Here is a 26,277-nt window from a genome sequence, read left to right on the forward strand (position 1 = left end):
GTAAAATTCTAACAACTCTTGTTTATCATGGCTGTAGAGAATCCTCTCCACTCCCAGTTCCCGGAAGTAGGTTATGGGGCCTTTGTCTTTTAATAAGGCACTAAGCTTTACGGCCACTTTAGCTTCTTGATAGCTGCGAAAAAATTCCGCGGCCTGATCGTATTTTCTGCCCACACCAACGCGTACTACCCGTGGTGCGAGACGTTCTCCCACTTGGGCCAGAATTTGACTTATGATCATGTTTAGATAAGCCTTATAAGCCTGACGCTTTTTTTCTTCTATAGGTAAGATTAGAATAACTTCTTCATTTTTTTCCATAATGATACCGGGTTTAGCTAAGGATTCCATAACTCCATTAGCTACCTCCCTAAGGAGGGTGACCAGGCGATGATCTTGAGAATAAGGTTCGTAATCCTCCAGTTCAAATACTATTACCAGATGGGGGAGGGTGAAATCCCAATTCCAGATTTTAGCCCGGGCAATGATATCTTCATTCTCCTCCATATTTCCGTAGAGCAGATCGAAAAGAAAGGCGTCCTGATAGTACCGGCTGTTCTCAAGAATTTCTGCTCGCTTTTGTAATTCAAGAACACAAATATTACGCACCTGATGGATGAGAATTTTGAGGCGGTTATCTTCGTCAGCTCCGGGATTGCAGATAAAGAGAAAGCCTAGGCGTTTTGTACCCTGACTTAGCCCGAGAGCAAGCGCCTCGATTCTTTTCTCTCCGGCGAGAATTTGGACCCGTCCGGGTACCGGCGGATTCAACGGGGTAGCCTTTAGAAAATCCCCTTCATAAAAGTCGGGCTCACTGATAGTGGACTCGAGGATACGATAGGAGGGACTTGTGAGCAAAACCGCTCTTTCCACAAAACGAGAAACCCTTTCCGCAACCTCTTTGAGACCACCTCCGTTAATAAGTCCGTTCAGCAGGTCATTTTGTAGCTTAAGGGCTTCCTCCGTATACATAATCGATCCCCCTCCCCTGAATTTTGGAGTCCAATTTTAGATTACTTATTCATAGCTTAGAGACATTATATCGTTAAAACTGATAATATTCAAAAGCACCAAAAAAGGAGGGTCGATAACTACCACTTAAGCAGTTAGCAACACTCCTTTAGGATATACCATTTTTACCTATAATTATGTGGCTTAAATCACTTAGCTGTAAATTTTAATTATCTTTCTTCTAATTAGAATAGGCCAATTTAAAGATCCCCTTCTTGCAGCAACTTTTTGTAATAAAAACCGCTCGTATATAGTGCTACCGCCGGATTGTGGCCCAGCACCCTATCTTTGGTAATAAGAGTGGTAACTGGAGCCTCAGAATACTTGATGAATAAAGAGTCATGACCAACACAGAGACCAACAATTACATTGAGATCTGTCTTTTCTTCGTTAAGCAAAGTCGCTTGGAGTACGGGGTTACATAGAGATTCATGACAGCCTTTGCTGATCTTAAGATCTTCGGGAACTCCAACTTCAGTCTTATCCACCGCGCCAACTTTACAGATAGTTCCATAACTTTCCAGGCCTTTGGCTTTAAGGATCTTGGCAAAAATTTTAGCTTCGCTCATTAAACCCACGCAAGTAGCGATACCGATTTTTTTAGCCCCAATCTTTTTGGCGAAGGCAATAATTTCCTCAACTCTAGTAAGCTTTCCATAATAAGTACCTTCGATTTCCGCCGCAGCCGCAGAAAGTTTCGCTACAACCTCATCCTTACGATAGAGTTCATTAATCCCTTCGATTTTTGCCTGATCCGTATTTGTTGTCAAGCAGAATTGGGGGAAACTGCCCTCTTTTCTGTAGCAATTTAACACCCCACAATCCGTACAGCTAAAACGCTTCTCCTCTTTCATTATACCTCCCCCTTCAAAAAGGTCTGTGTATTTTCTTCTCCCAAATCTTACTGTTATTTTTTATTATAGATTTATAGACAATTTAACTCAAGATAGACTTTTATTTTAGCATATGGAACACTTCGTTGCCTTTAGCGCCCGCGGACTTATATTTTCCGATTAGCTGAATGAAAGAAGCAGGAGACCTGTTCCCCTGCTTCTTCTTGAAGTAATCTTTTACCGTAAAAATCCCTTATGTTAAAGCTCGTGAATAAATAATCCGCTTCTTAATTTTGGTTCAAACCAAGTGGATTTGGGCGGCATCAGTTGGCCTGCATCGGATACGGCAAACAGCTCTTCGATGGAGGTAGGAAACAGGGAAAAGGCGCATTTCATATCACTGTTGGCTCGTTTCTCCAACTCTCTAAGTCCTCTGATCCCACCCACAAAGTCAATGCGTTTATCTGTCCGGATATCTTTGATCTGAAGAATAGGTGTTAAGAGGTGATTCTGTAGTAGAGCCACATCTAGTCCCTCCACAGGGTCATTGGAGCGGATTTCCTCCCTGGCGGCAAGCTTATACCATGTACCTTCTAAATACATACCGAAGGTGGCCTTTTCCGTAGGTTTATAGGGGGCGTCCCCCAGCTCAACCACAGCGAAAGCTTCTTCAATCTTCTCAAGAAACTCTGCCTTGCTTAAGCCATTAAGGTCTTTGACTACCCGATTGTAGTCTAGAATCATCAGCCGGTCATGAGGAAAGAGTACCGAGAGAAAATAGTTAAATTCTTCTTCCCCTGTGTATCCGGGATTTTCGGCCCTCCGCTTGAGGCCCACTTTTACAGCCGAGGCGGTGCGATGATGACCATCGGCGATGTAAATGCTTTGAATCTCCTGAAAGCCCGCCGCGATCTTGGCAATGTACTCATCCTCGGCGATTACCCATACTGTATGCTTTATGCCGTCTGGGGAAAGGAAATCATAAAGGGGCTTCTGCTGTTTTGCCCTTTCGATTACTTCATTAATACCGGCTTGAGAGCGATAGGCCAAAAAGATGGGGCCGGTCTGGGCATTACATATATCAACATGATTAATGCGGTCAATCTCTTTGTCTTCCCTGGTTTTTTCGTGCTTCTTAATGACATCCTTAAGGTAATCATCAATGGAAGCACAGCCGACTAAGCCGGTCTGAGAACGGCCATTCATGGTAAGCTCATAGATATAGTAGCAGGCCTTTTCTTCTCTGATGAAAATTCCTTCCTTAATCATCTCCTGCAGGATTTCTCTAGCCTTTGCATATACTTGAGGATTATAAGGATCTATATCCTCAGGCAATTGAGTTTCAGCCCGATCCACCTGCAAAAAAGATAAAGGCTCTTTTTTTATTTCGGCTAAGGCTTCCTCACGGTTATAGACATCATAAGGGAGAGCGGCCACTTTGCCCGCTACATCCTCCCTTGGCCTTAAAGCCTGAAATGGTCTAATCGTTGCCACTGCTTTCCCTCCTTTTGAAACAAGGGGACAGGTACACTGTTTCACCTCTGTTTCTACTTGATGACTCTGACCCGTAATACGCCTTCGATCTCCCCGAGTTTATTGATGATTTCGGGACTTGGGGATGTTTCCACATCGATCAAGGTGTAGGCCCAGGGGCCTTTGCTCTTATTCATAAGGTCTGAGATATTGACATTCTCTTTGGCTAAGGTTGAGGTAAATTGGCCCAACATATTAGGAATATTACGATGATTGATGGCAATACGTCCTGCTTGGGTACATACTCCCATATCACAATTGGGATAGTTGACGGAGTTTTTAATATTGCCATTCTCTAGATAATTCATCAGCTGTTCAACAGCCATAACGGCGCAGTTTTCTTCAGATTCCGCTGTAGAAGCTCCCAGGTGAGGGATGGTGATCACACCTTCTACCCCGCAGACTTTCGGGTTGGGGAAGTCTGTAACATATTTAGCTACCTTGCCGGTGTTGATTGCTTCGATGAGGGCCTCTTCGTCAACTAGGACATCCCGTGAGAAGTTTAAAAGGATCACTCCATCTTTCATTTGCTCGATGGCACGTTTGTTGATCATCCCGCGAGTGGAGTCGGTTAAAGGGACATGGATGGTGATAAAATCACATTCACGGAAGATCTCTTCCACTGATTTGATGGGTTTAATATACTTGGATAACCTCCAGGCATACTCAACGGAGATATAGGGATCGTAGCCATATACATCCATTTCCAGTTTATTGGCGGCATTAGCTACCAAGACGCCAATAGCTCCTAAGCCGATAACTCCCAGCTTTTTGCCTTTAATTTCCATACCGGCAAATTTGGCTTTATTCTTTTCCACAAGCTTGGCTACATCCGGGTCGGTCTGGCAAGAGTTGACCCAGTTCACCCCACCCACAAGATTGCGGGCGGCCATAATCATGGTTGCGATAACCATCTCTTTGACCCCGTTGGCATTAGCACCGGGAGTATTAAAGACGACAATTCCCTTTTCGGCACATTTATCTAGGGGAATATTATTGACCCCGGCCCCGGCTCTGGCAATGGCCTCGATAGTAGGAGGCAGCTCAAGGTCATGCATGGCGGCACTTCGGACAAGGATTCCATGGGCATCTTCGTGACGGTCCACGTTCACGTAATTATCGGTAAAATGGCTTAATCCTGCCTCAGAAATATTGTTCATGCAGTTAATCTTAAACATTTTCTACACACTCCTCTTATTTGTCTTTTTAAACTCTTTAGCTTCTTTTACGAGCACCTAAGGCCCCTGGTCAGATCGATATTTCCGGTCAAGATACTTCGCTTCGCTCAGTATGACAACGTAATGATGTTCTTCGCAATAGATTTCATCTTTTCTATTCACTGCTTCAAATTTTCTTATTCTCTGCTTCGAATTTTCTCATGAATTCTACGAGGTCTTTAACCCCTTGGACCGGCATAGCATTATAGATGCTTGCTCTCATTCCGCCAACGGTGCGATAGCCTTTTAGGTTCTCAAAGCCGGCGGCCTTCGCTTCTTTAATAAATTTGGCATCCAGTTCCTCAGAGCCGGTGACAAAGGGGACATTCATCAAAGAGCGGTCCTTTTTCTCAACGGTGCCTTTAAACATTTCACTGGTATCAAGGTAGTTATAGAGAATGGCGGCTTTTTCCTCATTGATTTTCTTAATTGCTTCCAGTCCGCCTAGCTTCTTAAGCCATTTGAATACCTTACCACAGATGTAAATTCCATATACGGGAGGGGTATTATAGGCGGAGTTATTGTCCACATGAACCTTATATTTTAACATGGTGGGGGTTCCCGGCAAAAAGTCGTCAGTGATTAAGTCTTCCCGGATAATGACGATAACCACCCCGGCGGGTCCTACATTTTTCTGTGCTCCGGCAAAGATCAGGCCGTATTTGCTCACATCCACAGGTTCGGAAAGGAAATCGGAAGACATGTCGGTCACTAAGGGTTTATCCCCTACCTCCGGAAGCTCGTTAAACCTGGTGCCGAAGATGGTGTTGTTGTGGCAAATATACACATAATCCGCATCCTCGGAGAACTTGAGATCCTTAAGCTCAGGAATATAGGTATAGTTCCGATCCTCTGAGGAGGCGACCACATTGATCTTGCCATAGAGCTTTCCTTCCTGGATGGCCTTCTTTGCCCACTGTCCGGTGTTGAGATAGTCGGCTACCTTATTTTTCATCAAGTTCATAGGAACCATAGCAAATTGTTGAGATGCCCCTCCTTGAAGGAAGAGGACCTTATAATTATCAGGGATATTCAGGAGATCCCTTAGATCCTGCTCCGCCTCAGCCATCATTCTTTCAATAGTTTTGGTGCGGTGGCTCATCTCCATAACGGACATTCCGGTGCCCTGGTAACTAAGCATCTCCTCTGCGGCCTCTCTTAGTACTTCTTCCGGCAAAACAGCAGGTCCGGCTGAAAAATTGTAAACTCTTTTCATTGTCTATTTCCTCCCTATTTTATAAGATGTATGCCTGATGGCTTTATTGGATTACCGTGTAAAAAAATAAAACCCACCCCAATATTTGGGGCGGGTAATTCCGCGGTGCCACCCAAGTTTCAGCCGTTACAGTTACTAGTGGGAAACAACTATGTTGTCTTTTCCTTAGCCTAAGTCAAAATTCGACTTATAACTCTCGGTAAAAAACAAAACCCCTCATCCCAATCAGGGACGAGAGGTATTCCCGCGTTGCCACCCATGTTGCCGTAATCGGCCAACTTATGTCCGCGTTATCGGGCGGAACCCGTCACAATTCATCATTGGCCACTCCGGGGTGGAATCCATATCGCTTCATAGACCGACTTGCACCAACCGTCAGCTCTCTATACTATATCAGCAGTGGACGCCCCTTCATCGTGTTAAACAATAGATTTAATGTTGTTATGATTCTAATCCATTCTTTTATATCTGTCAATAGGTTTTTTAATTAATTATTTCCCGGCTTCTTCCCCTGCTGTGAGATCTCCCTCCAGGCCGATTTCGGCAGCAATATTGCGCATTCCTTTGATGGTCTCCTCAATGATCTCATTTAAGTCCTTACCCAAACGATTGGCCCCATTCTCAATCACTTCGCGATTAACATTCTCGGCGAAGCTTTTTTGTTTCCATTTCTTTTTTACGGATTTGGCAGTTAAATCAAAGAGACTCTTGCTGGGGCGGAGCAAGGCCGTAGCGGAGATCAGTCCTGTTAATTCATCAATAGTGTAGAGGACCTTTTCTGCATTTTCTTTTGGCTCCACATCATATACCAGTCCATAGCCGTGACTTTCGATAGCCCGAATAAATTCTTCCGGCAATTGCCTGGGCTCCAGGATTTCCCGGGTTTTACGGCAGTGCTGATCCGGATACATCTCAAAATCAATATCATGTAATAAGCCAATATTGCCCCATAGATCAGGGTCCTCTTGATAAAGGGCGGCAAAATGACGCATGACGGCTTCTACCGTAATGGAGTGACGTAATAAGGTCTCACTTTTAACATACTCGTTGAGAAGCTGCCAGGCAGCCTCTCGATCCCTTGCGTAATCCAGCATCCAGCATCCTTCTTTCTATTTTCTTGCGCAACGATACGGAGGGGCCGTTCCCTACTCTATTTCCTCAAGATTGTATGGGGTTTCTTGATAGACATAGTAGTTCAGCCAATTGGCAAAAAGCAAGTTAGAATGTCCCCTCCATTTGACAACAGGGGTCTTGGCGGGGTCATCTCCGGGATAATAATTCTGTGGGATATTGATGGGTAGTCCTTGGGAAACATCCCGGTCGTATTCCCCTTTTAAGGTCATTGGATCATACTCAGAGTGACCGGTGACAAAAATCTGCCGTCCTCCTTTGGTCCCGACAATATAAACCCCAGATTCTTCGGATTCAGAAAGAATCTCCAGCTCCGGTTCTTTTTCAATGTCTTCTCTGCGGACTTCCGTATGCCGGGAATGAGGAACATAAAAGACATCGTCAAAGCCTCTGAACAACCGTACATTCCGCCGGTTAAGGGTATGGGGAAAGACGCCAAACATCTTAGCCGACAAAGGATACTTAGGTATCCCAAAGAAATGGTAAAGCCCCGCTTGGGCTCCCCAGCAAATAAAAAGGGTGGAAAAAACATTGTGCCGGCTCCAATCCATAATCTTTTGCAGTTCCGGCCAAAAATCCACTTCCTCAAAGGGCAGCAGCTCAATAGGCGCACCGGTAATAATCATGCCGTCAAATTTTTGATCCTTAATGCTGTCAAAGGTCTGGTAATACTTGATCAGATACTCCTCGGGAGTGTTCTTGAAGAGATGGGTCTCCGGATAGAGCAGGGTAATATCCACTTGCAAAGGGGAATTACCTAAGAGCCTAAGGATTTGGGTTTCTGTGACAATTTTATTGGGCATGAGGTTTAGGATAATTATACTAAGGGGACGGATATCTTGGTGTTCCGCACGCCTTTCTTCCATAATGAAAACATCTTCTTTGATGAGTATTTCCGCTGCAGGCAAGCCGTTGGGCACATTAATTGGCACTCACTCTCCCCCTCTCAAATAAAAAAACCTCTTTCACAGGAAAGAGGATAACAACATAAGTTCCTCCCTCATCTTGCAATGAATCCATTGCAGGAGTTAGCACCGTTGTATTCCATTGGTCGAATACCGGTTGCCGGGCTTCATAGGGCCAGTCCCTCCGCCACTCTTGATAAGAAATTGGATGCTATTCAATTTAAGGCAAACCCATGGGTCATTGTCACTATATTATTACATCTATTCACCAAAGTCAATCTGATCTATAACAAAAAACTAAAAAATCTCCAGACCCACCGGACAATGATCGGAACCAAGTACCTGATCATAAATAATTGCATCTTTAAGCTGATCTCTTAGGCTTTCCGAAACGCAAAAATAGTCAATACGCCAGCCCACATTATTGGCACGGGCATTAAACATATAGGACCACCAAGTATAAGCCCCGGTCTTATCCGGGTAAAAGTGACGGAAAGTATCGATAAAGCCGTTATCGACGATTTGGCTGAATTTGGCTCTTTCTTCATCGGAAAAGCCTGCATTCTGCCGATTGGATTTAGGGTTTTTGAGGTCGATCTCGGTGTGAGCTACATTAAGATCACCACAGAAAATCACGGGTTTGGACTGTTCAAGGCCCTTTAGATAGCTTAAGAACTCCTCTTCCCAAGTCATCCGATAATCTAAACGGGTTAATCCTCTTTGGGAATTAGGGGTATAGACCGTAACCAGGAAGAACTTCTCGAATTCTAGGGTAATGACCCGACCTTCCTGGTCATGTTCCTCCTTGCCAATCCCATAAGTTACATTGAGAGGCTTAGTCTTGGAAAATACAGCGGTTCCGGAATACCCTTTTTTCTTGGCAAAATTCCAATACATATGATATCCCTCAAGTTGAAAAGGGATCTGGTCCTCCTGAATCTTGGTTTCTTGAAGGCAAAAAATGTCGGCTTCTTCTTGTTGAAAAAAATCCATGAAGCCCTTATTTAAGCAGGCCCGCAAGCCGTTGACATTCCACGATATTAATTTCATCCCCGACTCTCCTCTTATCATTGGCACTTATATCTTATCTACATACCGATCTCTTGAGCCAACCAGGCCTTTTCATCAGCATTTAAGCAGGGTTCCAGCTCGGTATAAACCATTTGGTGATACTCGGTCAGCCACTTCTGCTCTTCCGGTGTGAGCAGGCTTTGGTCGATTCCAGCCATATCGATGGGGCAATAGGTAAGAGGCTCAAACTTTAGGAATTGGCCGAATTCAGTCTCCTCGTCCTTGACCACCACCATCATATTCTCGGTACGGATACCATGTTTCCCTTCACGATAAATACCGGGCTCATTAGTCAGGATCATACCTTCCTCAAGCCTTACCGTATTGGGAACTTGGCTCAATCTTTGGGGTCCTTCATGAACATTTAAGAAAATCCCTACCCCATGACCAGTCCCGCATTTATAATCTATGCCGTATTTCCAGATGGGCTGTCTGGCTAAGACATCCAAGTTGGAGCCCGTGGCACCGTAGAGGAATTTAGCGGTTGCCAAAGCAATATGTCCTTTTAACACCAGGGTATAATCTTTTTTCTCTTCTTCAGTCAAAGGTCCTAAAACAATGGTACGGGTGATATCGGTGGTACCGCCAAAGTATTGACCACCGGAATCTACGAGCAAAAGCCCTTCATTTTTTAGGGTATAGGCACTCTCCGGCATTGCCTTATAATGCATCATGGCAGCATGATCCTTATACCCGGCGATAGTGTCAAAGCTTAAACCAACACAATCGTTGCTTTCTCTTCTCAACGTTTCAAGATAATCCCCAGCGGAAAGCTCAGTAATAGGCTCCTGACCAACGTTCGTTTTGAGCCACTTGATAAATTTCACCATAGCAACCCCATCTTGGATATTGCTGGACTTTAGGTTATCTAATTCAACTTTATTCTTTATCGCTTTTTGCAATGTGGTAGGATTCGATCCCTCCACTTTTTTAGTTTGGGGATTAATAGCGTGATAAAGTAAGGCGTTAACTCCCTCAGGGGCAAAGAGGATAGCATCTTCGTCTCTTAGTCCTTGCAGAAGCTCGCCTACCGCTCCATAAGGCATGATTTTAATTCCATCCCTTTCAAGCTCGGCTTTCACGTTAGCGGGAACCTTAGCTTCATCAATGCATAAATAACAGCTTACCTGGGTTACTAGGACGTGGGCGATGGTCACCGGGTTATTGGGGACATCCCCTCCCCGAATATTCAAAAGCCAGGCTATGTCATCTAAGGATGAAAGCAGATGAATATTTGCCCCCTTGGCACTCATCTGTTCACGTAGTTCATTTAGCTTTTCGACCCGGGACCGCCCGGCGTATTTTACTTCATGGATAAAAACTTTTTCAGCCGGTATAGCCGGTCGGTCTTTCCAAAGCCTGCCGACAAGATCTTGGTCGAATTTTAAGGTTGTCTTCCCTTGAAAATCTTTTTCCATGTCTATGACTTGTTTGGCGGAAAAGACATTGCCATCAAAGCCTATGACACTGCCTTGGGGCAGGACTTTCTGCAACCATTCGGTAAAAGTAGGGACTCCCGGTTCAGCGGCGCGGAACAAACGAATACCGGAGTTTTGAAGCTGCCTTTCAGCTTGAATATAGTAGCGGCCATCGGTCCAAAGCCCTCCATCATTTTTCGTAATGACCACAGTTCCGGCGGAACCCGTAAAGCCCGAAATCCACTCCCGGCATTTATAGTGAGCTGCTACGTATTCACTGAGATGGGGGTCAGAGCTGGGAATGATGTAAGCATCCATCTGATACTCTTGCATTAATTTTCTTAGTTTCTCAATCCGTTCTTGAATTCGCATGCTAATATCCCTCATTTACTATTTATTTAGAGCCACGCCGGCACTCCTATTAGATTTCCCCAGTAACATAGTAAACTGTATTCTGCGCACAAGGGCCGCCAATTACTTCGTCTTCTATTTACAACTCCCATTGAAACAAGGAACCTGTCCCCCTGTTTCAATTAACCGGATGATACTTAGTGCCTTGTCCGTTGGTTACTGCTTGATAAATGTCGGCAATAATAATATTATTCTTAATTAAATGGGCTTTTGCCGATTGATAATCCGCTACCCTTAAGGCAATGCCGCAACCGGCCTTGATGCTTGACGGTACGGGCATGACCCCTACGGAAAAGCCTCCTTCAAGCAGGGACTTTTCAGCGAAGATCGCCATATGAGTGTTGGGAAAGGTTATTATATAAAACACACAATACCTCCTAGATATTGATCAATCGCTTAGCCCCTGCCATAGTGGATACGATGCTATACATGTTCGTAATCTCGCCCACTCCCAGCTTTTCAGTAAGTTCATAAAAATTGGTGCAGGCACCGCAGGTTTGGATAATTGTTCCCTTTTCTGCCAAGGCCTTAAGGTCTGCTAAACTATTGGAGTCATTACTGGTCAAGTAGGCTCCCGAGTTAAAGAAAAGAAGATGGCTAGGGGGAGGGTTCAGCTCGGTTAAGGAATAAATAAAACTTTTTAGGAGGACCCGGCCTAGATCAAGGCTGCCTTCTCCCATAGTATCGCGGCCGATCGCAACCACTAATCCGGAGTCTTCGGCAGAGCCTTGCTCTTCAACCAAACATCCATCTCCGGCAACAATAGTCACCTCGATGACTCCCTTTTCTTTTTCTACATATTCACTTTGCAAACCCATTCCGGAAGCCATCTTTTGCAGGTTTTGACGTGAGATATCGCTATCCACTAATATAGTGACCACGCCGCCCTCCTCACCTAATCCTGCTAAAGCCTTTTTGGCTCGAATCACCGGGATGGGGCAAACTTGGCCAAGGGCATCTATTTTAATCACGCTAGTTCCTCCTTGCGAGTCGAATTTCGAGATCAGGTGAAACAAGGGGACAGGAACACTGTTTCAAGGAGCGAGCACGCGAAGCGTCCCCATGGCTTTCTATTGTGTTACCGTAGAATAATCGGCAGAGCTTGACGAGAAATTACTTCACCGATGATTCTTGCCCGGGGTTCCGCCTCCTGGATTGCCTTTAACACTTCCTCTGCGTTGGCTTTAGGTACACTGATAAGTAAGCCGCCGGAAGTCTGAGGATCAAGCATCAACTCCTGTAAAGGGAAAGGTGTATCGCCGAATTCCACCGCACCCGCCATGAAATTGCGATTTCTTTGGCCGGCGGCAGTCAACAGATAGTCTTCCGCATAAGCATAAGCTTGAGGTATATAGGGTAGTTGTTGCGGATACAAAACGATCGCGGTCCCTTGCCCTGCCATTTCCCGAGCATGGGCCAGAAGGCCAAAGCCGGTAATATCGGTACAAGCATGAACAGGAAAATCATGGATTCTTTCGGCTGCGTATTTGTTCAACCGCTGCATTGATGCAAGGGCAGCTTCGACCGCCTCCGGGTTTGCCATTTCTCCCCGCTGAGCAGCCATAACGATGCCCACTCCCAAAGGTTTGGTGAGAATCAGTTGATCCCCCGGCTGTGGGGTATTGTTTTTCCAGATCCTTTGGGGATTAAGTCGACCGGTAACTGCCAGTCCGTACTTGGGTTCACGGTCATAGATGGAATGCCCTCCGCAAAGAACCGCTCCTGCTTCCTGGAGCTTTTCCGCCCCTCCAGCCAATATTTCTCCCAAAGCCTGAATCTCCTCCCGTTCCGGGAAACAAACTAGATTCAGGGCAAAAAGAGGAGTCCCTCCCATAGCATAAACATCACTCAAGGCATTAGCCGCCGCTATGCGGCCAAAGGTCCGGGGATCTTCGACCATTGGGGTGAAAAAGTCCACCGTGGAAACGATTGCTGTTTCAGCACTGATTTGGTAAACCGCCGCATCATCTGAAGCGTCGAAGCCTACTAAAAGATGTGGATCTTGAAAAGCAGGCAAGGCCGATAGCACCTTGGACAACTCTCCGGGGCCAATCTTGGCTCCACATCCTCCAGTTGTGCAGCTGGATAAGAATGACTTCATAGCTTAAAGACCCTCCAATATAGCATGTATAAAAAACCTAACTATTCTATCATAACTCTTTTTTTTGGATTATACTAGATTATAGACTAAGGGATATTGCGGGTCCAAAAATGTGTCAACAACCCCGTCCCCCTGACAATTAGTATGTACTATAGGAGAATAACAAAAATGATTTATTTAGATAATGCCGCTACTACATTGATAAAACCCCCTGAGGTCAAAAAGGCCGTCTTACAGGCGATGGATACTTTTGGCAATGCCTCGAGAGGGGCCCACCCCCCTGCCTTGGATGCATTGCGCACCTTAATGGAGACACGGATGGAATTTGCCTCCTTCTTTGGTCTTGAAGACCCCATGCGGATGGTCTTTGCCCTTAATGCCACTGCCGCCTTAAACCTTGTTATCAGCAGCATCCGCGGGCATATTGTCACTTCGGCAGCAGAACACAACTCCGTTCTGCGTCCTGTTTATCGCCACGGCAACTATACTGTAGTACCTTGTGACGAGAAAGGACGTATCTTTGCTGAGCAAATTGCTTCGGCTCTGCGTCCGGATACGGAAGCCGTCGTCCTCACCCACGCCTCCAATGTCACCGGCAATGTCTTTCCCATTGAGGGTGTTGGAGAATTATGTGCGGAGCGGGGGATTCACTTGATTGTAGACGCTTCCCAAAGTGCCGGGCTTTTACCTATTCAAATGAAAAATATTTCTGCCCTTTGCTTCACCGGCCATAAGTCTCTATATGGTCCTCAAGGTACGGGGGGGCTTTGTCTAGGGCAAGGTTTCCAACCCCAATCCCTGATCGTGGGAGGAAGCGGTCATCATACCTTTGATCCTCATCATCCGGCGGAACTACCGGATGCCTTAGAGGCGGGAACCCAGAACGCTCACGGAATCGCCGGTCTTTTAGCCGGTTTATCCTATATTCGCTCCACGGGTTTAATCAACATTCACCGGCAAGCAGATACTTTAGCCCGGAAATTCGGTCAAGAGGTGTCCAAGTTACCAGGGGTTAAAGTTTATGGCGACCTGAATGCTATAATTCGTGTGCCTATTGTTTCCCTTAATATCCAAGGCTATGACTGTTCCCAGGCGGCAAGCATACTTTATGAAAGGTATGGTATTTGTGTCAGAGCAGGTGCCCATTGCTCCCCGCTCATGCATAAAGCTTGCGATATTGAGGGCTCGGTGCGCTTTTCCTTCTCTCATTTTAATACATTAGAAGAAACGCAAATTGCCATCACTGCGGTAAAAGAACTCAGTACTGCCTAACAACAATGGGGGTTGCTTAGGACCTAGAAAAGCTCGTGCTTGCGGGCACAAAAAGATAGAAAAAATTATACGTATATTATAAAATTAAAATAGAGCTTCGGTGTTATTGCTTTGGTTCCTACAGTTATAGTTTGAGGAGTGAGACTATGAAAGCTAGTTACTACAAGTCGATCATAGCCGCCAGCCCAAATGCTTATGCAAGTCATAAAATTATTTGTGATGATAGGGATAATCCTTTGGACTTTAGGTGTATTGATATAAATGCAGCCTTTGCAAACATTATCGGCCTAAAGACCCAGGCAATAATCGGGTATAGAATTACCGATATGATTCCGATTATGAACAAAAGCCCCTACAATTGGCTCGAAGAATTCGGAAAGGTTGCTTTAAACGGTGATATTTGGGAATTTGAGCTTTGTCCCCAAGCCTTAAAAATTCCCTATCGAATTAAAGTCTTTTCACCCCAAAAATATTATTTTGTTACTGTTTTTTCCGCAGTATCCGAATACGAGGAACGACTATGTTTAAGTGAACAAAGATTCAAGATGCTCGTAGATAATATGGCCGAAAATCTATGGACTATTGATTTAAGCAATAATTTTACCTATGTTAGTCCCTCTGTTCACAATATCTTAGGCTATACTGCCGAGGAAGTTCTTTCTATGCGACCGGAGCAAATCCTCACCGAAGAATACTTTTCGCAGATGATGGATTTGTTCCAAGAGGCCCTAAGGGCAGATAGATCCGGAGATCGAGACCCTGCACGCTCCTGGGTAATTGAAGCAGAGTCTACGTGCAAGAACGGAAAGAAAAACTGGACTAAAAGCACTATACGCATATTAAGAGATCATAACTCCGAACCGATTGGTTTTCTCGGAGTAAGCCATGATGTTACTGAAGAAAGAAAAGCGAAGCAAGCTTTAGTTTATAGCGAGCGGCTTAAGGAAATCTTATTAGCAAACTTGCCCGGCATGGCCTATAAGGTTAATAATGGCCCGAAATTGTTGTTGGACTATATCTCCGACGGCTGTTTTAACCTGACAGGCTATACACCGGAAATGATTCAACAGAATGTTAATTCTTTTTTTGCTAAACCTGATCCCACGTTAAAATGTATTGAACTGGTAAGTAGACTTCAAAATAGAATTGCCGAGGTATTAATCAGCAAATCGGAGTATAAAGACGAATACCTTATAACTACCGCTTCCGGCGAAAAAAAATGGGTTCTCGACCATGGCAAAGGAATCTACAACGAAGCAGGCGAGCTTTTAGCACTTGAGGGATTAATCATTGATATTACCGACCGCAAACTTAAAGAGGAGGAAAACCTCTTCTTAACCTATCACGACACCTTGACAGGGCTTTACAACCGATTTTATTATCAACAAGCGGTTAACTCTTTTGATTCATGGGAGTTTTTTCCTCTTTCCGTTATCATTGGCGATATTAATGGCTTAAAATTGATCAATGACGCTTTTGGCCATGATATGGGCGACAGCCTCATCCAGGATACTGCTAAAATCTTAAAAAGCTGCTGTCGCGAAAATGATGTGGTAGCCAGAACCGGGGGCGACGAATTCTGTATTCTTTTGCCCCGGACCGACATTGTTACGGCTACCAAGAGGATTCAGATGATTCAAAAGTGCTGCGCCAAGTTTAACAACGGGCTTAAAGATAAAGCCTATAGTGTGGATATCGCCTTAGGTTTCAGCACCAAAACGAAGCCTTCCGAAGATCTTAACAGTATTATTAAGATGGCTGAAGATAATATGTATAAGCACAAATTATTGGTGCATAACAGCTCACGCAGCATGATTGTTTCCTCGATCAAGAAAGCCTTACTAGAACGCACTCAGGAAACAGAAGAGCATATGGAGCGTCTTATCTTATTAGCCAGAAAGTTTGGTAACAAACTAGGCCTTTCCCAAATGGAGCTGGATGATCTTTTACTTCTCGCCACCCTGCATGATATCGGGGAGGTGGGCATCGAAGAGAGAATCCTCCATAAGCCTTGTAAGCTCTTAGCGGAAGAGTGGGAAGAAATCCGGAAACACCCTGAAATCGGCTATCGAATCGCTATGTCTTGCCAAGAGTTCAGTTCCATAGCTGATTTTATCCTCTCCCACCAAGAGCGTTGGGATGGTAAAGGCTACCCCCGCGGACTGGCCGGCAAAAATATTCCCTTTCTTTCCCGTATTATAGCAGTTGTTGATGCCTATGATGCCATGACTCAAGACCGTGCTTATCGGAAGGCCTTATCCCGGGAAGAAGCCATTTCTGAAATCAGAAATAATACCGGCACTCAATTTGACCCGAATATCGCCCCGGTTTTCCTTGAATTATTAAAAGACAACCCGCATCTTTAGTTAGTTGCTAGAATCAGCCCCTTAGGTCTTGATCAGACTTAAGGGGCTGATTAAATACTGAAAATCTTTTGTCGAATTGGCAGGAAAATGCTTAGGAAAAGCGAAAAAACAAAGAGACTATTATTTTGCATCTATAAGGAGCTAGTGATTATGTACAAAAAAGTTGTTTTCTTACTCACCCTACTAATAGTCATTACTTTGTCCGGCTGCTCCCTGGGTTCTTCTAATCAGATATTAAGTCCTGAGGAATTCGCTCAGAAGAAAGGCTTTTCCATAGGCGAATTTAACAAAGACTATTTGCTGGATCATCAATTTAGGCATAAGGATGGCAGCTTCATGTCCATCAATTTCACCGATCTTAAGGTTGAAGAGGAGCGGGCTTTAACCGATGTAACCCTTCAGCATGCAGTAGTTATCACCAGTGCGGATTCTTTAGAAATCACCAAAGAGGCTTTAAATGATGCCCTCTACTTTGAGTTCTATACCGCTAAAGATCGAAAAGCCAATTTGGATATTCGCATGTTTTTAGTAGATGGGGCTAACGGTCAAAGCGAGATCATCCTTAACTGCGAGAAATTTGACATTACCTTATACGACTATTTGGTTGTGGGGCCGATCGAAGAGGCCAATGGCCAAAAATTAGTTTTTAGTTTGCCTAAAAACTAAAAGAGATAAATTCATGGGAAAGCCGCTCACTTATCCCTGTCACCCGATTTAAGGCTTCGGAGATAACCTTTGCTTCTGCTTGGTTTAGCGTAGAACTATTGAGGATTTTATTGATGATCTCATCCATCTCCGATATCTCAGTGGCTAAAAACTGAAGCAGGGGCACAGTACGGCTATTAGTCTGTTTAATATTAACTACAAGTTGTTGGATGAACTGGATCGACTGCTTGCTTCGATCAGCCAATTTCTTTACTTCATCAGCAACTACGGCAAATCCCCTTCCCGCTGCTCCGGCACGCGCCGCCTCAATGGCGGCATTTAAGGCTAAAAGGTTGGTTTGATCGGAAATCATCTTAATGGTATTAATTAATTCATCGATTTTTAGCGCATTGGTATTCAATTCTTCGGCGATATGAATTGTTTCATCGATGCGCTCTACTTGTTTTTTTACCCGGCGATCAGCTTCAATAATACTTGTGTTAGTGTTTTCCAAGAAACTAACTATACCCTCCATTGAACCCATTACTTCTTGGATATGAGCATTCAAATCAAAACTCATATTTTGGGTATTTGAAATTATCTGGTTAAAGTTGAACTCTACTACTCTTTCGGTAAGATGCAGAATATCTTCGGGTTTTATGGTTCGATTGAATTCGATTACTTTTACCTTCGTTTTATCAATGTATTGACCATAGGAAGTCCAGAGTATCCCTTTATGCCCTACGTAGCCCTGCATACCAACGATGTAATCAGCAGAGTTAAGAATTGCGACAATCTGTTGTTTTTCCATTTCGGTAAAGGGTATGATTTCATATTGGACATGATTGACTTCATGCTCAAGGAGATATCTCTCGATGGCTTTACCTTGGGAAGAGTTATTATTAAAAATTACAACTTTAGAACCTGCTGAAATGCGGGCAGCTCTAATGTAAAAAATATCCTCGGGAATCAATTCTAGAGGAAAGATTTTGTTTCTTTCTACATATTTTGACGCTTCTTCCACCCGAGTCGGAAGGACCAGAAAAAGATCTTCATTTAGATTTGGTGGCATTTGTTTAATATAGTACCTATGACGCAATTGAACTTTTTCCCCAAAATACAAGGAAGCTACTCGGTATAATTCATCCGCTACCGCTTGTGAACTTCCAATAGTCGAGACTTTCATTAGATTTTTCATACGGCACCTCAGTCTTTGTGAAGTATATTACTATTTTGACATTTTTTTCAGATCTCCTTTGTTTTTATCGATAATATTTCTTAATGCTTCAATTGTAATATCTGCTCGACAAAAGATTGGTTCTTATACCCCTGGTTAAATAAAAAACTGCTGGTATCAAGCCAGCAGTTTGGAAACAATTTATGAAGGCATCAATGATAGAACTTATTTCCTGACTCTCACATGGTCAATTGAATAATACTTTAAAGCCTCTTCATCAATTTCTACACCTAAGCCAGGCCCTTTCGGCACTTGGATGCGACCCTTATCGACTGTTATCTCCGGCTGAATCACATCTTTGGCAAAATATCGTCGGGATGAGGATAAATCTCCGGGGATATAGTTATCCTTTAAGCTTGCTAAATGGACATGGAGAATTTTAGATATCCCGCTTTCCATCATGCTGCCGATCCAATAATGAACCTTATGCTTTCGACAAGCCTCAATCATTTGCTTAACATAAGCCAGTCCCCCAACCCGGCCCACCTTAAGATTCACAACCTGACAAGCCCTCAACTCCATGGCCCCAGTCAACTCCTCCATGGTTTGGATACTTTCATCCAGACAGAGCGGAGTTTTCATTTGCTCCTGAAGTCTTTGATAAGCGAATAGATCTCCTGCTACTAAGGGTTCCTCAAGGCACATGAGTCCCAGTTCATCGATTTTCATGAGTTCAGGTATCTGATCAGCATTAAAACTTCGATTCGCATCGGCCAATAACATAAGATCAGGGTATCTTGCGCGAATCGTCTTTAGTTTGGCGAAGCCGTCTTCGGGCTTGATTTTAATTTTAAAACGGATATAACCCTCTTGGCGATATTCTTCAATTTGACTGAGCAAGGTCCTAGGATCGAGATCTCCCAGGACCATACCCCCATAGACCCTATCCTGGGTTTCCTCATTAAATACAGTCTCCATAACGGACTGACCCTGACGCCGGGCAAACCCATCTAAAAGAGCATTCTCCACTCCCGCTCCGGCCATGGGGCAGGTCAAGTCCAGCCGGGAGTGAATCTCAAAAGGGTGTTGGATTTCTTTTTCCAGAAGCCGGGGGAGAACACCCTTAAGCAGTACCTCTTTGGACTGAGGAAGAGTCTCCTGAGTATAAAAGGGTTCATTGAAGGCAACTACTTCCCCAAACCCTGAATTCCCCAACTCATCGGTCATTTTAATCACGAGAGTTTCCCGATGCTTCAGCATGGCTTGAGAGGATTTAAAGGCAAACTTCATAGGCAAGCTTAAATGAAATACTGCTATTTTTTCAATCTGCATGGATCATCCCTGCCAAATTCTTTTTGAGTATTTTCCCTGTGGCATTTTTCGGGAGTTCTGATAAATGGACTATCCTTTTAGGGAGTTTATACTTGGCCAGTTTCTTTGAAAGATAGTTTATGATGCCCTCATCATCCAAAGAGGAGACCACAAATAAGCAAGGTACCTGTCCCCACTTTTCGTCTTTCATTCCGACAATGGCACACTCCGATACATCGGGATGGGTATACAAAATGTTCTCGATTTCCTGAGGATAGATGTTTTCTCCTCCGGAGATAATGATGTTCTTACGCCGATCGAGAATGTAGAGATAACCCTCCTCATCCACATACCCAATGTCTTGAGTGCTTATAAACCCCTCCACAGGCTCTTTGCCCAGATAGCCATCCATAACCAGGGAACTTTGGATAAGCACTTCACCGATTCCCTCTCCATCCGGGTTATGAATACGGATGGTGACTCCCGGTAAGGGCAAGCCCACGGAATGAAGCTTCGCGGGATTCCTTGCCACGCAAAAGGTCGTGGCTTGACTGGTGGTCTCCGTCATCCCGTAGGATTTATAGATGGGGATCTTTTTTTGCAGGCAGGTTTCGACCAAGGACTGGGGAATGAATTCACCGCTCACCAGAACCACGCGTAAATGATGTTGGTGGATACGATCGACGATCCTCTTAAACATGGTGGGGACAAGGGAAAGCATATTAATGGATCCCTCTGCGATCCAGTTTAGAACCTGCTCTTCATCGAACTTTTCCATCAAGGTAACTGCGGTGCCGTTATATAAGCTGCGCATTAAGATGGCTAAGCCACCGATATGATACATAGGAAGTACCAGGAGCCAGTTATCCCCTTCCGTTACTCCAAGGGTTTGCTGAGAGGCCAGCACATGAGCAAAAAACTGCTTCCAGCGCAAAGGGACCGACTTGTATTCGCCGCCGGTAGCACTGGTAGCCATCATGACTGCAATGTGTTCCGGATCATATTCCTCCACGCATTTCACATTCTTATCGAATTCACTGTTAAACACGTTCTGAAAGGAGATAAAGGTATCATCGTCGGAAAAAGCCACCCGGATGTTTAAGGTTTTTAACTTCTTTGCCCTTTCCTCCGGAGTTAAACGGGTATTCATCATCAACACTTCGATCTGCAAAGCCTGCAAGGCCAGATAAAATAGGGCCATTTCCACGGAGTTATGCGCGTAAAGAGCAACTCTGGTTTCATCTTTGACAAAGGGTGCCAAGCGGCCGGCCAGGTCGGTGACGCGACGGTCCACTTCTCTAAAGGTAAGCTCATTCAAAAACTTCTGATTTGGCTTTTCCAGGGCATGCTTTTTAAGCCAATTCACCCACATCACCTGCTTCATACTCTTTACTTAATCCATAAAGAAAACAAAATCCCTCGCACATGCTCAGGGTGACAGGAATCTCTCCATTCCTCGACGATGTTGCCCAAGGCAGCATAAAAATCTAATAAGCTAAAACCAAAGTCCCCCAAGATCGCTCCAACTTAGGAGCGAAGGGATAGGCTGGAATTCTTAAGGAAACTTCGGAAACTGCTGAAAATCAGGCTTGCGTTTCTCTTTATAGGCGTCCCGTCCCTCTTTCGCCTCATCGGTTGTATAGTACAAGAGGGTTGCATCTCCGGCTAATTGCTGCAGACCGGCTAACCCATCTGTATCAGCATTGAAAGAGGCCTTGAGGAAACGCAAGGCTGTGGGGGAATGCTGTAAAATCTCCTTGGCCCATTTTACCGTTTCCGCTTCCAACTGCTCAAAGGAAACTACCGTATTCACTAACCCCATGGCCAAGGCTTCCCGGGCAGTATATTGACGACATAGATACCAGATCTCCCGGGCTTTTTTGTGACCGACGATACGAGCGAGATATCCGGCACCGTAACCGGCGTCAAAGGAGCCGACCCGCGGTCCGGTCTGACCGAATCTGGCGTTCTCTGAAGCAATACTTAGATCACACACAATATGAAGGACATGGCCGCCCCCAATGGCAAAGCCATTGACCATGGCAATCACAGGTTTAGGAATCACACGGATTAAACGCTGGAGATCCAGGACATTAAGCCGGGGAATTTGATCCTCTCCTACATACCCGCCATGGCCCCGTACCCGTTGATCCCCGCCGGAACAGAAAGCTTCTTTATCTTGACCTTGACCATGGTTCGCACCTGTTAAAATAATTACACCGACTTGGCTATCTTCCCGGGCAACCGTAAAGGCATGGATCAGTTCCATGACCGTTTTCGGGCGAAAGGCATTACGGACTTCCGGTCGGTTGATCGTAATTTTAGCAATCCCTTCATAGGTTTCGTAAATAATGTCTTCATAATTAATCTTTGATGGTTCCCAAGGAAATTTCATAACAGTTCCTCCCGATTAGTTTTTTCTTTCTGTGGGGGATTTTGGCCCCTACCGAAGGTTAGTCGATAAAAAGCCTTTGACCACTTCTGTAAACGCAGTGGGATTTTCAATATGGGTATTATGTCCAACGCCAGGGATAACTTCCTTTTTAATTTTGGGGTTTAGCTCAAGGAATTTTTGCCCAATTTCCTTATACTTCACGTCGTACTCCCCATTAATGTACAAGGTCGGCATCGATAAATCCGTGATTCGATCTTTTAAGCAGGGGAAGATCCCTTGTCCGCTTCCCAGCAAAGTATTGGCAAGGGCATGAGGTGCATTTTTTAAGCGTCTTTCCCTGATTTTAAAGCGGATTTCCTGGGGCAATTGGGTTTGAGAAACAAAAAGATCCAGGTTGGACCAGTACTGATTAAACCACTCCACCCCCCTTTCTTGAATAGCATTGGCCAGCCAAACATCCTGCCGTCGCCGCTGTGCTCGATTATTGACATCGCATACACCGTAAGATGAACTCTCAAGGATCAGTCCTTGAACCTCTCTTGGGTAAGTTAGAGCATAGGCCAAGGCAATACGTCCACCCATGGAATATCCGAGCAAACAGTATTTAGTAAAACCTAGATGGTGAAGCAATTCATGGAGCTGCCCTAGAAGCATGGGTAATTTATAGGGTTTAGGGGAGTGAGGCTTCTCACTGTTACCATGTCCGATGAAATCCACAAGAACCATTTGATATTCATTGAGCTGAATGGATTCCCAGGTGCCCGAATTTTCCGCAAAACCATGGAAACAAATTATGGGTTGTCCGGAACCCTTTACTTCCACGGAGTATTGGAGGTCCTCAATCGTAATTAGCATGCTTGTTCTCCTGGACTATAGTCCTTAGTCAAGATTCGTATATCGATCATGCAAATCTTTGCTCAGCTCGGCATTAATCTTCACATTGAGAATCTTAACCCCGTTTAAGGTAAGTGCCTCCTGAAAATCCTGCTCAAAGCTTTTATAATCAGCGGGCTCATAATAAGTGAGCCCATAGAGTGTCTTAAGCCCGCTAAAATCGATACCATGAGGGGTCATAAACAGAAAATCAAAATACTTGTTCTCACTTTGGGGTAAATACTTAAAAATCGCCCCGCCATTATTATTTAAAAGGATGATGATTAAATTCAGTTGATGGTTTTTGCCAATAAGCAGGCCGTTTAAGTCATGAAAGAACGCCAAATCTCCGGTTAAGAGCACTGTAGGATGCTGACTGGTGGAAACTCCTAGAGCGGTGGAAACCATGCCGTCGATTCCATTGGCGCCGCGGTTGCACAAGACTTTAATCTGTTGCCGGCGTGCCTCTAAGAAGTAATCCAGATCACGGATCGCCATACTGTTGGCGACAAACAAGCGACTTTCATCAGGCAGAATCTCTTGCAGCCTTTGCACCAGTTTCCCTTCAAATAGACCCTCTTCATCCTGAGCGAGATTCAGATGTTGGCGCATTTTGGTTTGGTAATGCTGCCACTGACCCAAGTATTCATCACTTGTATTACGAACCTCAATGGACCGGGCAAAAGCTTTGGGCGAGGCAATGATATACCGATTGATGGATAAAGAAGGATCCCGGTATTGGAAGATTTCATTGACTTGGAAATACCGAACATCCTGATGGGTAGCTACAAAATGTTGTAAACGCTTGGAAACGGGGGTTTGGCCAAAATGAATAATAAAATCGGGCTTTAATTCCGTCTTAACCGTATCCCTCTTCAGAAAAGCATCATAGCTGTCGATAATAAGGGGACTGTCATAATTGCGAAAGTTAGAAATAGGATCGGCAAGCAGGGGAGTCCTCAGGCGTTCCGCCAACGCTAAAACTTCACCATGGTAATCCGCGTAAGCATCACCACCACAGATAATGATCCCCTTCTTATCCAGAAAGACTGAATTATCGATATCTAATAGCTTCTCCCCTGTTTTCCATGCAAAAGGATCGCTTAAACGGCCCAAGGTAAAATCCACTTCATCTAAATTCGGACTTAAGGGTTCACGCAATGGGATATTTATATGGGATACACCATATCCGCCCGTCATGGAACCGACATAAGCTTTACGCATGACCCCGCGAACATACCGATACATGCTTTTAGTCTCTTCAGGAAGAGCCAGCTCTTCAAAATATTTAGCGTATTCATGATAAAACTTGATTTGATCGATGGTTTGGGGCGCCCCTACTTGACGCAATTCCGGAGGGCGATCAGCAGTTAGGACGATTAAGGGGACATTGGAGTGCTTTGCCTCAACAATAGCCGGAAAATAATGGGCAACGGCGGAACCGGAGGAACACACCAGGACCACAGGACGTTCATTTTCCTTAGCTATGCCGAGGGCGAAAAAACCGGCCGATCGTTCATCGACGCTGACATAGACCTGAAAGCCGTGTTCACAAAACAGAACGGATAAGGGGGTAGAACGTGAACCCGGACTAATAACGACTTCACGTACACCCAGCTGGTATAATTCGTCAACCAACGCCGCGATGTAATTTGTCATAATTGTTCACCTTCATTACAGACTTTCCAAGATTGTTTTTGCTTTATTGGTGGTCTCCAGATATTCCTCAGCACAGTCTGAGCTTGCGATAATACCACAACCTGTGTAAACGTAAAGTGTATTCCCATCAATAAGGGCCGAACGGATTCCTGCTACAAAGACGCCATCACCATCTTCATCCATAATCCCAATCGGAGCGGCGTATAACCCCCGCTCATGCTTTTCATAGCGAGCAATTATATCTAAAGCCTCCTTCACTGGATACCCGCCTAAAGCAGGTGTAGGATGCAAACGCGAAACCCAATCGATTAGGGAATGCTCCTTTGTCTTTGTGGTTATAAGAGTCTTTAGGTGATACAAATTCTTAAGTTCCAAAGTCGTAGTCGCTCCGATCATGACTTCATCACTACAAGACTTCATCACCGTGGCTATATAATCGATAACGATTTGATGCTCACGGCGGTTTTTAGGATCGTTAAGAAGTAATGCTTTTAGTTTCTCATCCGCTTCATGATCGCTCCGTGAAATCGTACCGGCTAAGGCATAACTAAAAATCCGCTCCCTTTCCTTGCGCACGAGTATTTCCGGAGTAGCACCTAAAAAGGTTTTCCCATCTTTGAAGTAGGCAAAGACAAAGGAGTTCGGATTTTTGTCCATAAGGTTTTTTAACACACATTCAATAGCTACGACCGTTTCACATCGAATTTTTATCTCGCGGGAAATCACCACTTTCTTTACTTTCTTCAAAAGGATTTCTTCTTTCGTATGCTTGAATAGTTCTTGCCACTCTTCATAGTCATCAGCAAAGACCTCATAAACATGGTTATGGGAGATAAACTCTTTTTCTTGAATACAGGGCATCTCATTAGGGTAATAAAGCCTTTGTTCCCCTTTCTCCACAACCAGGTAGTATTGAAAAGCAATTGTCTCATTACCTAATCCGGACCATTTTTGATCCTTAAGAGTAGGAAAGAAGGTTCTCGTTGAAAAAACGTAAGGGTATCCCTGATAACTTTCTCCTCTACCAAAAGTTTTTAAGCGTTTGGCCCCCATAATAAGCTGTTGGTCGAGGGGATGATAAAACAAAATCCGTTCCTCATCCGCAAAGTTCTGCCAAAAAGAAAGCACGCTTTTTAGATTTAATTCCCTCTTTCGGTATTCCAAAACAATTATCTCCCGTTCAAAAATATTCTTCAAACCCAAGCAATGAACCCAGGTTCACTTCTTTAATTAGGATCTTACGCCCATTCCTATTTTTTGTCAATCAAAAAATAAAAGGCCATGAAGCTGTTGTTATTACAGTTTCATGGCGAATCATATTTTTTAAGCTGTACCATTTCCAGAAGGCATCAATCGTTCCTCCGCCTTCGCAATTTCTTCCTCCAGTTCTTCCAATTGCCTGATTAATTCCGGCTTGACGGAGTGAGCCGGCCAACGGGCTTTTAGATCTGCAAGCTCCTTTTGAAGCTTAACTAACTTTTCTTGATATAGCGCCCTGATCTCGTTATCCGCTGCTCCAACATCATTACCCTCCACAAGAATCCTCCTTTGCCTGAAAGGTTATCGCCCCTTGCATGCAAACTTCCATGCAATTCTCGCACTCAACACACAAAGTTGGATTGACCACCGGCAGGTGGGCGACCATCTTTATGGCCCCACTGGGACAAGCATGAACACAACGCTGACACCCTCGGCAGAGTTTTTCCAATACATATGCCGCCATCCAACCACCCAT

Annotated in this window: 24 protein-coding genes and 1 riboswitch; of the genes, 3 read left to right on the forward strand and 21 right to left on the reverse strand. The window is 44.5% G+C overall.

Features of this window, described 5'->3' with window-relative positions; genetic code table 11:
* From AC1U9U_RS00585 to selD, 12 genes are all read right to left on the reverse strand, one after another.
* The coding region (locus tag AC1U9U_RS00585; protein WP_479958604.1) for a PucR family transcriptional regulator at positions 1–969 on the reverse strand (969 nt) is incomplete at its 3' end.
* Between the two features lie 239 nt (positions 970–1,208).
* Positions 1,209–1,862 carry a DUF1847 domain-containing protein gene (locus tag AC1U9U_RS00590; RefSeq protein WP_479958605.1) on the reverse strand — a complete coding sequence of 218 codons (654 nt, stop codon included), beginning with the start codon at positions 1,860–1,862 and terminating at the stop codon, positions 1,209–1,211.
* A 237-nt stretch (positions 1,863–2,099) separates the two neighbouring features.
* Positions 2,100–3,335: a DUF1015 domain-containing protein gene (locus tag AC1U9U_RS00595; protein WP_479958606.1), complete on the reverse strand. Its 1,236-nt coding sequence runs from the start codon at positions 3,333–3,335 to the stop codon at positions 2,100–2,102.
* Positions 3,336–3,388: 53 nt separating this feature from the next.
* Entirely contained in the window at positions 3,389–4,552 is a 1,164-nt protein-coding gene (locus AC1U9U_RS00600; protein WP_479958607.1) for a phosphoglycerate dehydrogenase, read from the reverse strand.
* 166 nt (positions 4,553–4,718) lie between these two features.
* Positions 4,719–5,807 carry a 3-phosphoserine/phosphohydroxythreonine transaminase gene (serC, locus tag AC1U9U_RS00605; protein WP_479958608.1) on the reverse strand — a complete coding sequence of 363 codons (1,089 nt, stop codon included), beginning with the start codon at positions 5,805–5,807 and terminating at the stop codon, positions 4,719–4,721.
* Between the two features lie 491 nt (positions 5,808–6,298).
* Complete coding sequence (locus AC1U9U_RS00610) at positions 6,299–6,901, reverse strand: HDIG domain-containing metalloprotein (RefSeq protein WP_479958609.1); 603 nt, start codon at positions 6,899–6,901, stop codon at positions 6,299–6,301.
* A gap of 51 nt (positions 6,902–6,952) precedes the next feature.
* Complete coding sequence (metA, locus tag AC1U9U_RS00615) at positions 6,953–7,870, reverse strand: homoserine O-acetyltransferase MetA (RefSeq protein ID WP_479958610.1); 918 nt, start codon at positions 7,868–7,870, stop codon at positions 6,953–6,955.
* Positions 7,871–7,935: 65 nt separating this feature from the next.
* Positions 7,936–8,046: riboswitch (SAM riboswitch) on the reverse strand.
* 94 nt (positions 8,047–8,140) lie between these two features.
* The gene (locus AC1U9U_RS00620; RefSeq protein WP_479958611.1) at positions 8,141–8,893 is read right to left on the reverse strand and encodes an exodeoxyribonuclease III; all 753 of its coding nucleotides are present in this window, start codon (positions 8,891–8,893) and stop codon (positions 8,141–8,143) included.
* 38 nt (positions 8,894–8,931) lie between these two features.
* Positions 8,932–10,704, reverse strand: a complete 1,773-nt coding sequence (locus tag AC1U9U_RS00625; RefSeq protein WP_479958612.1) for an aminopeptidase P family protein — start codon at positions 10,702–10,704, stop codon at positions 8,932–8,934.
* 157 nt (positions 10,705–10,861) lie between these two features.
* Positions 10,862–11,110, reverse strand: a complete 249-nt coding sequence (locus tag AC1U9U_RS00630; protein ID WP_479958613.1) for a putative Se/S carrier protein — start codon at positions 11,108–11,110, stop codon at positions 10,862–10,864.
* A 10-nt stretch (positions 11,111–11,120) separates the two neighbouring features.
* Positions 11,121–11,714 carry a sulfurtransferase-like selenium metabolism protein YedF gene (yedF, locus tag AC1U9U_RS00635; protein WP_479958614.1) on the reverse strand — a complete coding sequence of 198 codons (594 nt, stop codon included), beginning with the start codon at positions 11,712–11,714 and terminating at the stop codon, positions 11,121–11,123.
* A 107-nt stretch (positions 11,715–11,821) separates the two neighbouring features.
* Positions 11,822–12,844, reverse strand: a complete 1,023-nt coding sequence (gene selD, locus AC1U9U_RS00640) for a selenide, water dikinase SelD (RefSeq protein ID WP_479958615.1) — start codon at positions 12,842–12,844, stop codon at positions 11,822–11,824.
* 168 nt (positions 12,845–13,012) lie between these two features.
* On the opposite strand from selD, the gene AC1U9U_RS00645 reads away from it, so the two are divergent.
* From AC1U9U_RS00645 to AC1U9U_RS00655, 3 genes are all read left to right on the forward strand, one after another.
* The gene (locus tag AC1U9U_RS00645) at positions 13,013–14,116 is read left to right on the forward strand and encodes an aminotransferase class V-fold PLP-dependent enzyme (RefSeq protein WP_479958616.1); all 1,104 of its coding nucleotides are present in this window, start codon (positions 13,013–13,015) and stop codon (positions 14,114–14,116) included.
* Positions 14,117–14,262: 146 nt separating this feature from the next.
* A complete protein-coding gene (locus AC1U9U_RS00650; RefSeq protein ID WP_479958617.1) occupies positions 14,263–16,482 on the forward strand; it encodes a sensor domain-containing diguanylate cyclase/phosphohydrolase in 2,220 nt (739 codons plus the stop codon).
* Positions 16,483–16,632: 150 nt separating this feature from the next.
* Positions 16,633–17,148 (forward strand): hypothetical protein, encoded by a 516-nt coding sequence (locus AC1U9U_RS00655; protein ID WP_479958618.1) that lies wholly within the window; start codon positions 16,633–16,635, stop codon positions 17,146–17,148.
* Here AC1U9U_RS00655 and AC1U9U_RS00660 read toward each other — a convergent pair.
* From AC1U9U_RS00660 to AC1U9U_RS00700, 9 genes are all read right to left on the reverse strand, one after another.
* On the reverse strand, positions 17,138–18,325 hold the full coding sequence (locus tag AC1U9U_RS00660) for a methyl-accepting chemotaxis protein (protein WP_479958619.1): 1,188 nt from the start codon (positions 18,323–18,325) through the stop codon (positions 17,138–17,140). The two genes, AC1U9U_RS00655 and AC1U9U_RS00660, sit on opposite strands and share 11 nt — an antisense overlap.
* A gap of 204 nt (positions 18,326–18,529) precedes the next feature.
* A complete protein-coding gene (menC, locus tag AC1U9U_RS00665) occupies positions 18,530–19,636 on the reverse strand; it encodes an o-succinylbenzoate synthase (protein ID WP_479958620.1) in 1,107 nt (368 codons plus the stop codon).
* Complete coding sequence (gene menE, locus AC1U9U_RS00670) at positions 19,626–20,987, reverse strand: o-succinylbenzoate--CoA ligase (protein ID WP_479958673.1); 1,362 nt, start codon at positions 20,985–20,987, stop codon at positions 19,626–19,628. The genes menC and menE overlap by 11 nt, the downstream gene beginning before the upstream one ends.
* A 183-nt stretch (positions 20,988–21,170) precedes the next feature.
* Positions 21,171–22,010, reverse strand: coding sequence for a 1,4-dihydroxy-2-naphthoyl-CoA synthase (gene menB, locus AC1U9U_RS00675; RefSeq protein ID WP_479958621.1), 840 nt, complete (start codon positions 22,008–22,010; stop codon positions 21,171–21,173).
* Between the two features lie 48 nt (positions 22,011–22,058).
* Positions 22,059–22,865: a 2-succinyl-6-hydroxy-2,4-cyclohexadiene-1-carboxylate synthase gene (gene menH, locus AC1U9U_RS00680; RefSeq protein ID WP_479958622.1), complete on the reverse strand. Its 807-nt coding sequence runs from the start codon at positions 22,863–22,865 to the stop codon at positions 22,059–22,061.
* 24 nt (positions 22,866–22,889) lie between these two features.
* Positions 22,890–24,542, reverse strand: a complete 1,653-nt coding sequence (gene menD, locus AC1U9U_RS00685; protein ID WP_479958623.1) for a 2-succinyl-5-enolpyruvyl-6-hydroxy-3-cyclohexene-1-carboxylic-acid synthase — start codon at positions 24,540–24,542, stop codon at positions 22,890–22,892.
* Between the two features lie 15 nt (positions 24,543–24,557).
* Positions 24,558–25,706 (reverse strand): isochorismate synthase, encoded by a 1,149-nt coding sequence (locus AC1U9U_RS00690; protein WP_479958624.1) that lies wholly within the window; start codon positions 25,704–25,706, stop codon positions 24,558–24,560.
* A gap of 159 nt (positions 25,707–25,865) precedes the next feature.
* Entirely contained in the window at positions 25,866–26,078 is a 213-nt protein-coding gene (locus tag AC1U9U_RS00695; RefSeq protein ID WP_479958625.1) for a histidine kinase, read from the reverse strand.
* Entirely contained in the window at positions 26,068–26,277 is a 210-nt protein-coding gene (locus AC1U9U_RS00700) for a DUF362 domain-containing protein (protein WP_479958626.1), read from the reverse strand. Before AC1U9U_RS00700 ends, AC1U9U_RS00695 begins: the two co-directional genes overlap by 11 nt.

The sequence above is a fragment of the Desulfitobacterium sp. genome (assembly GCF_982384815.1).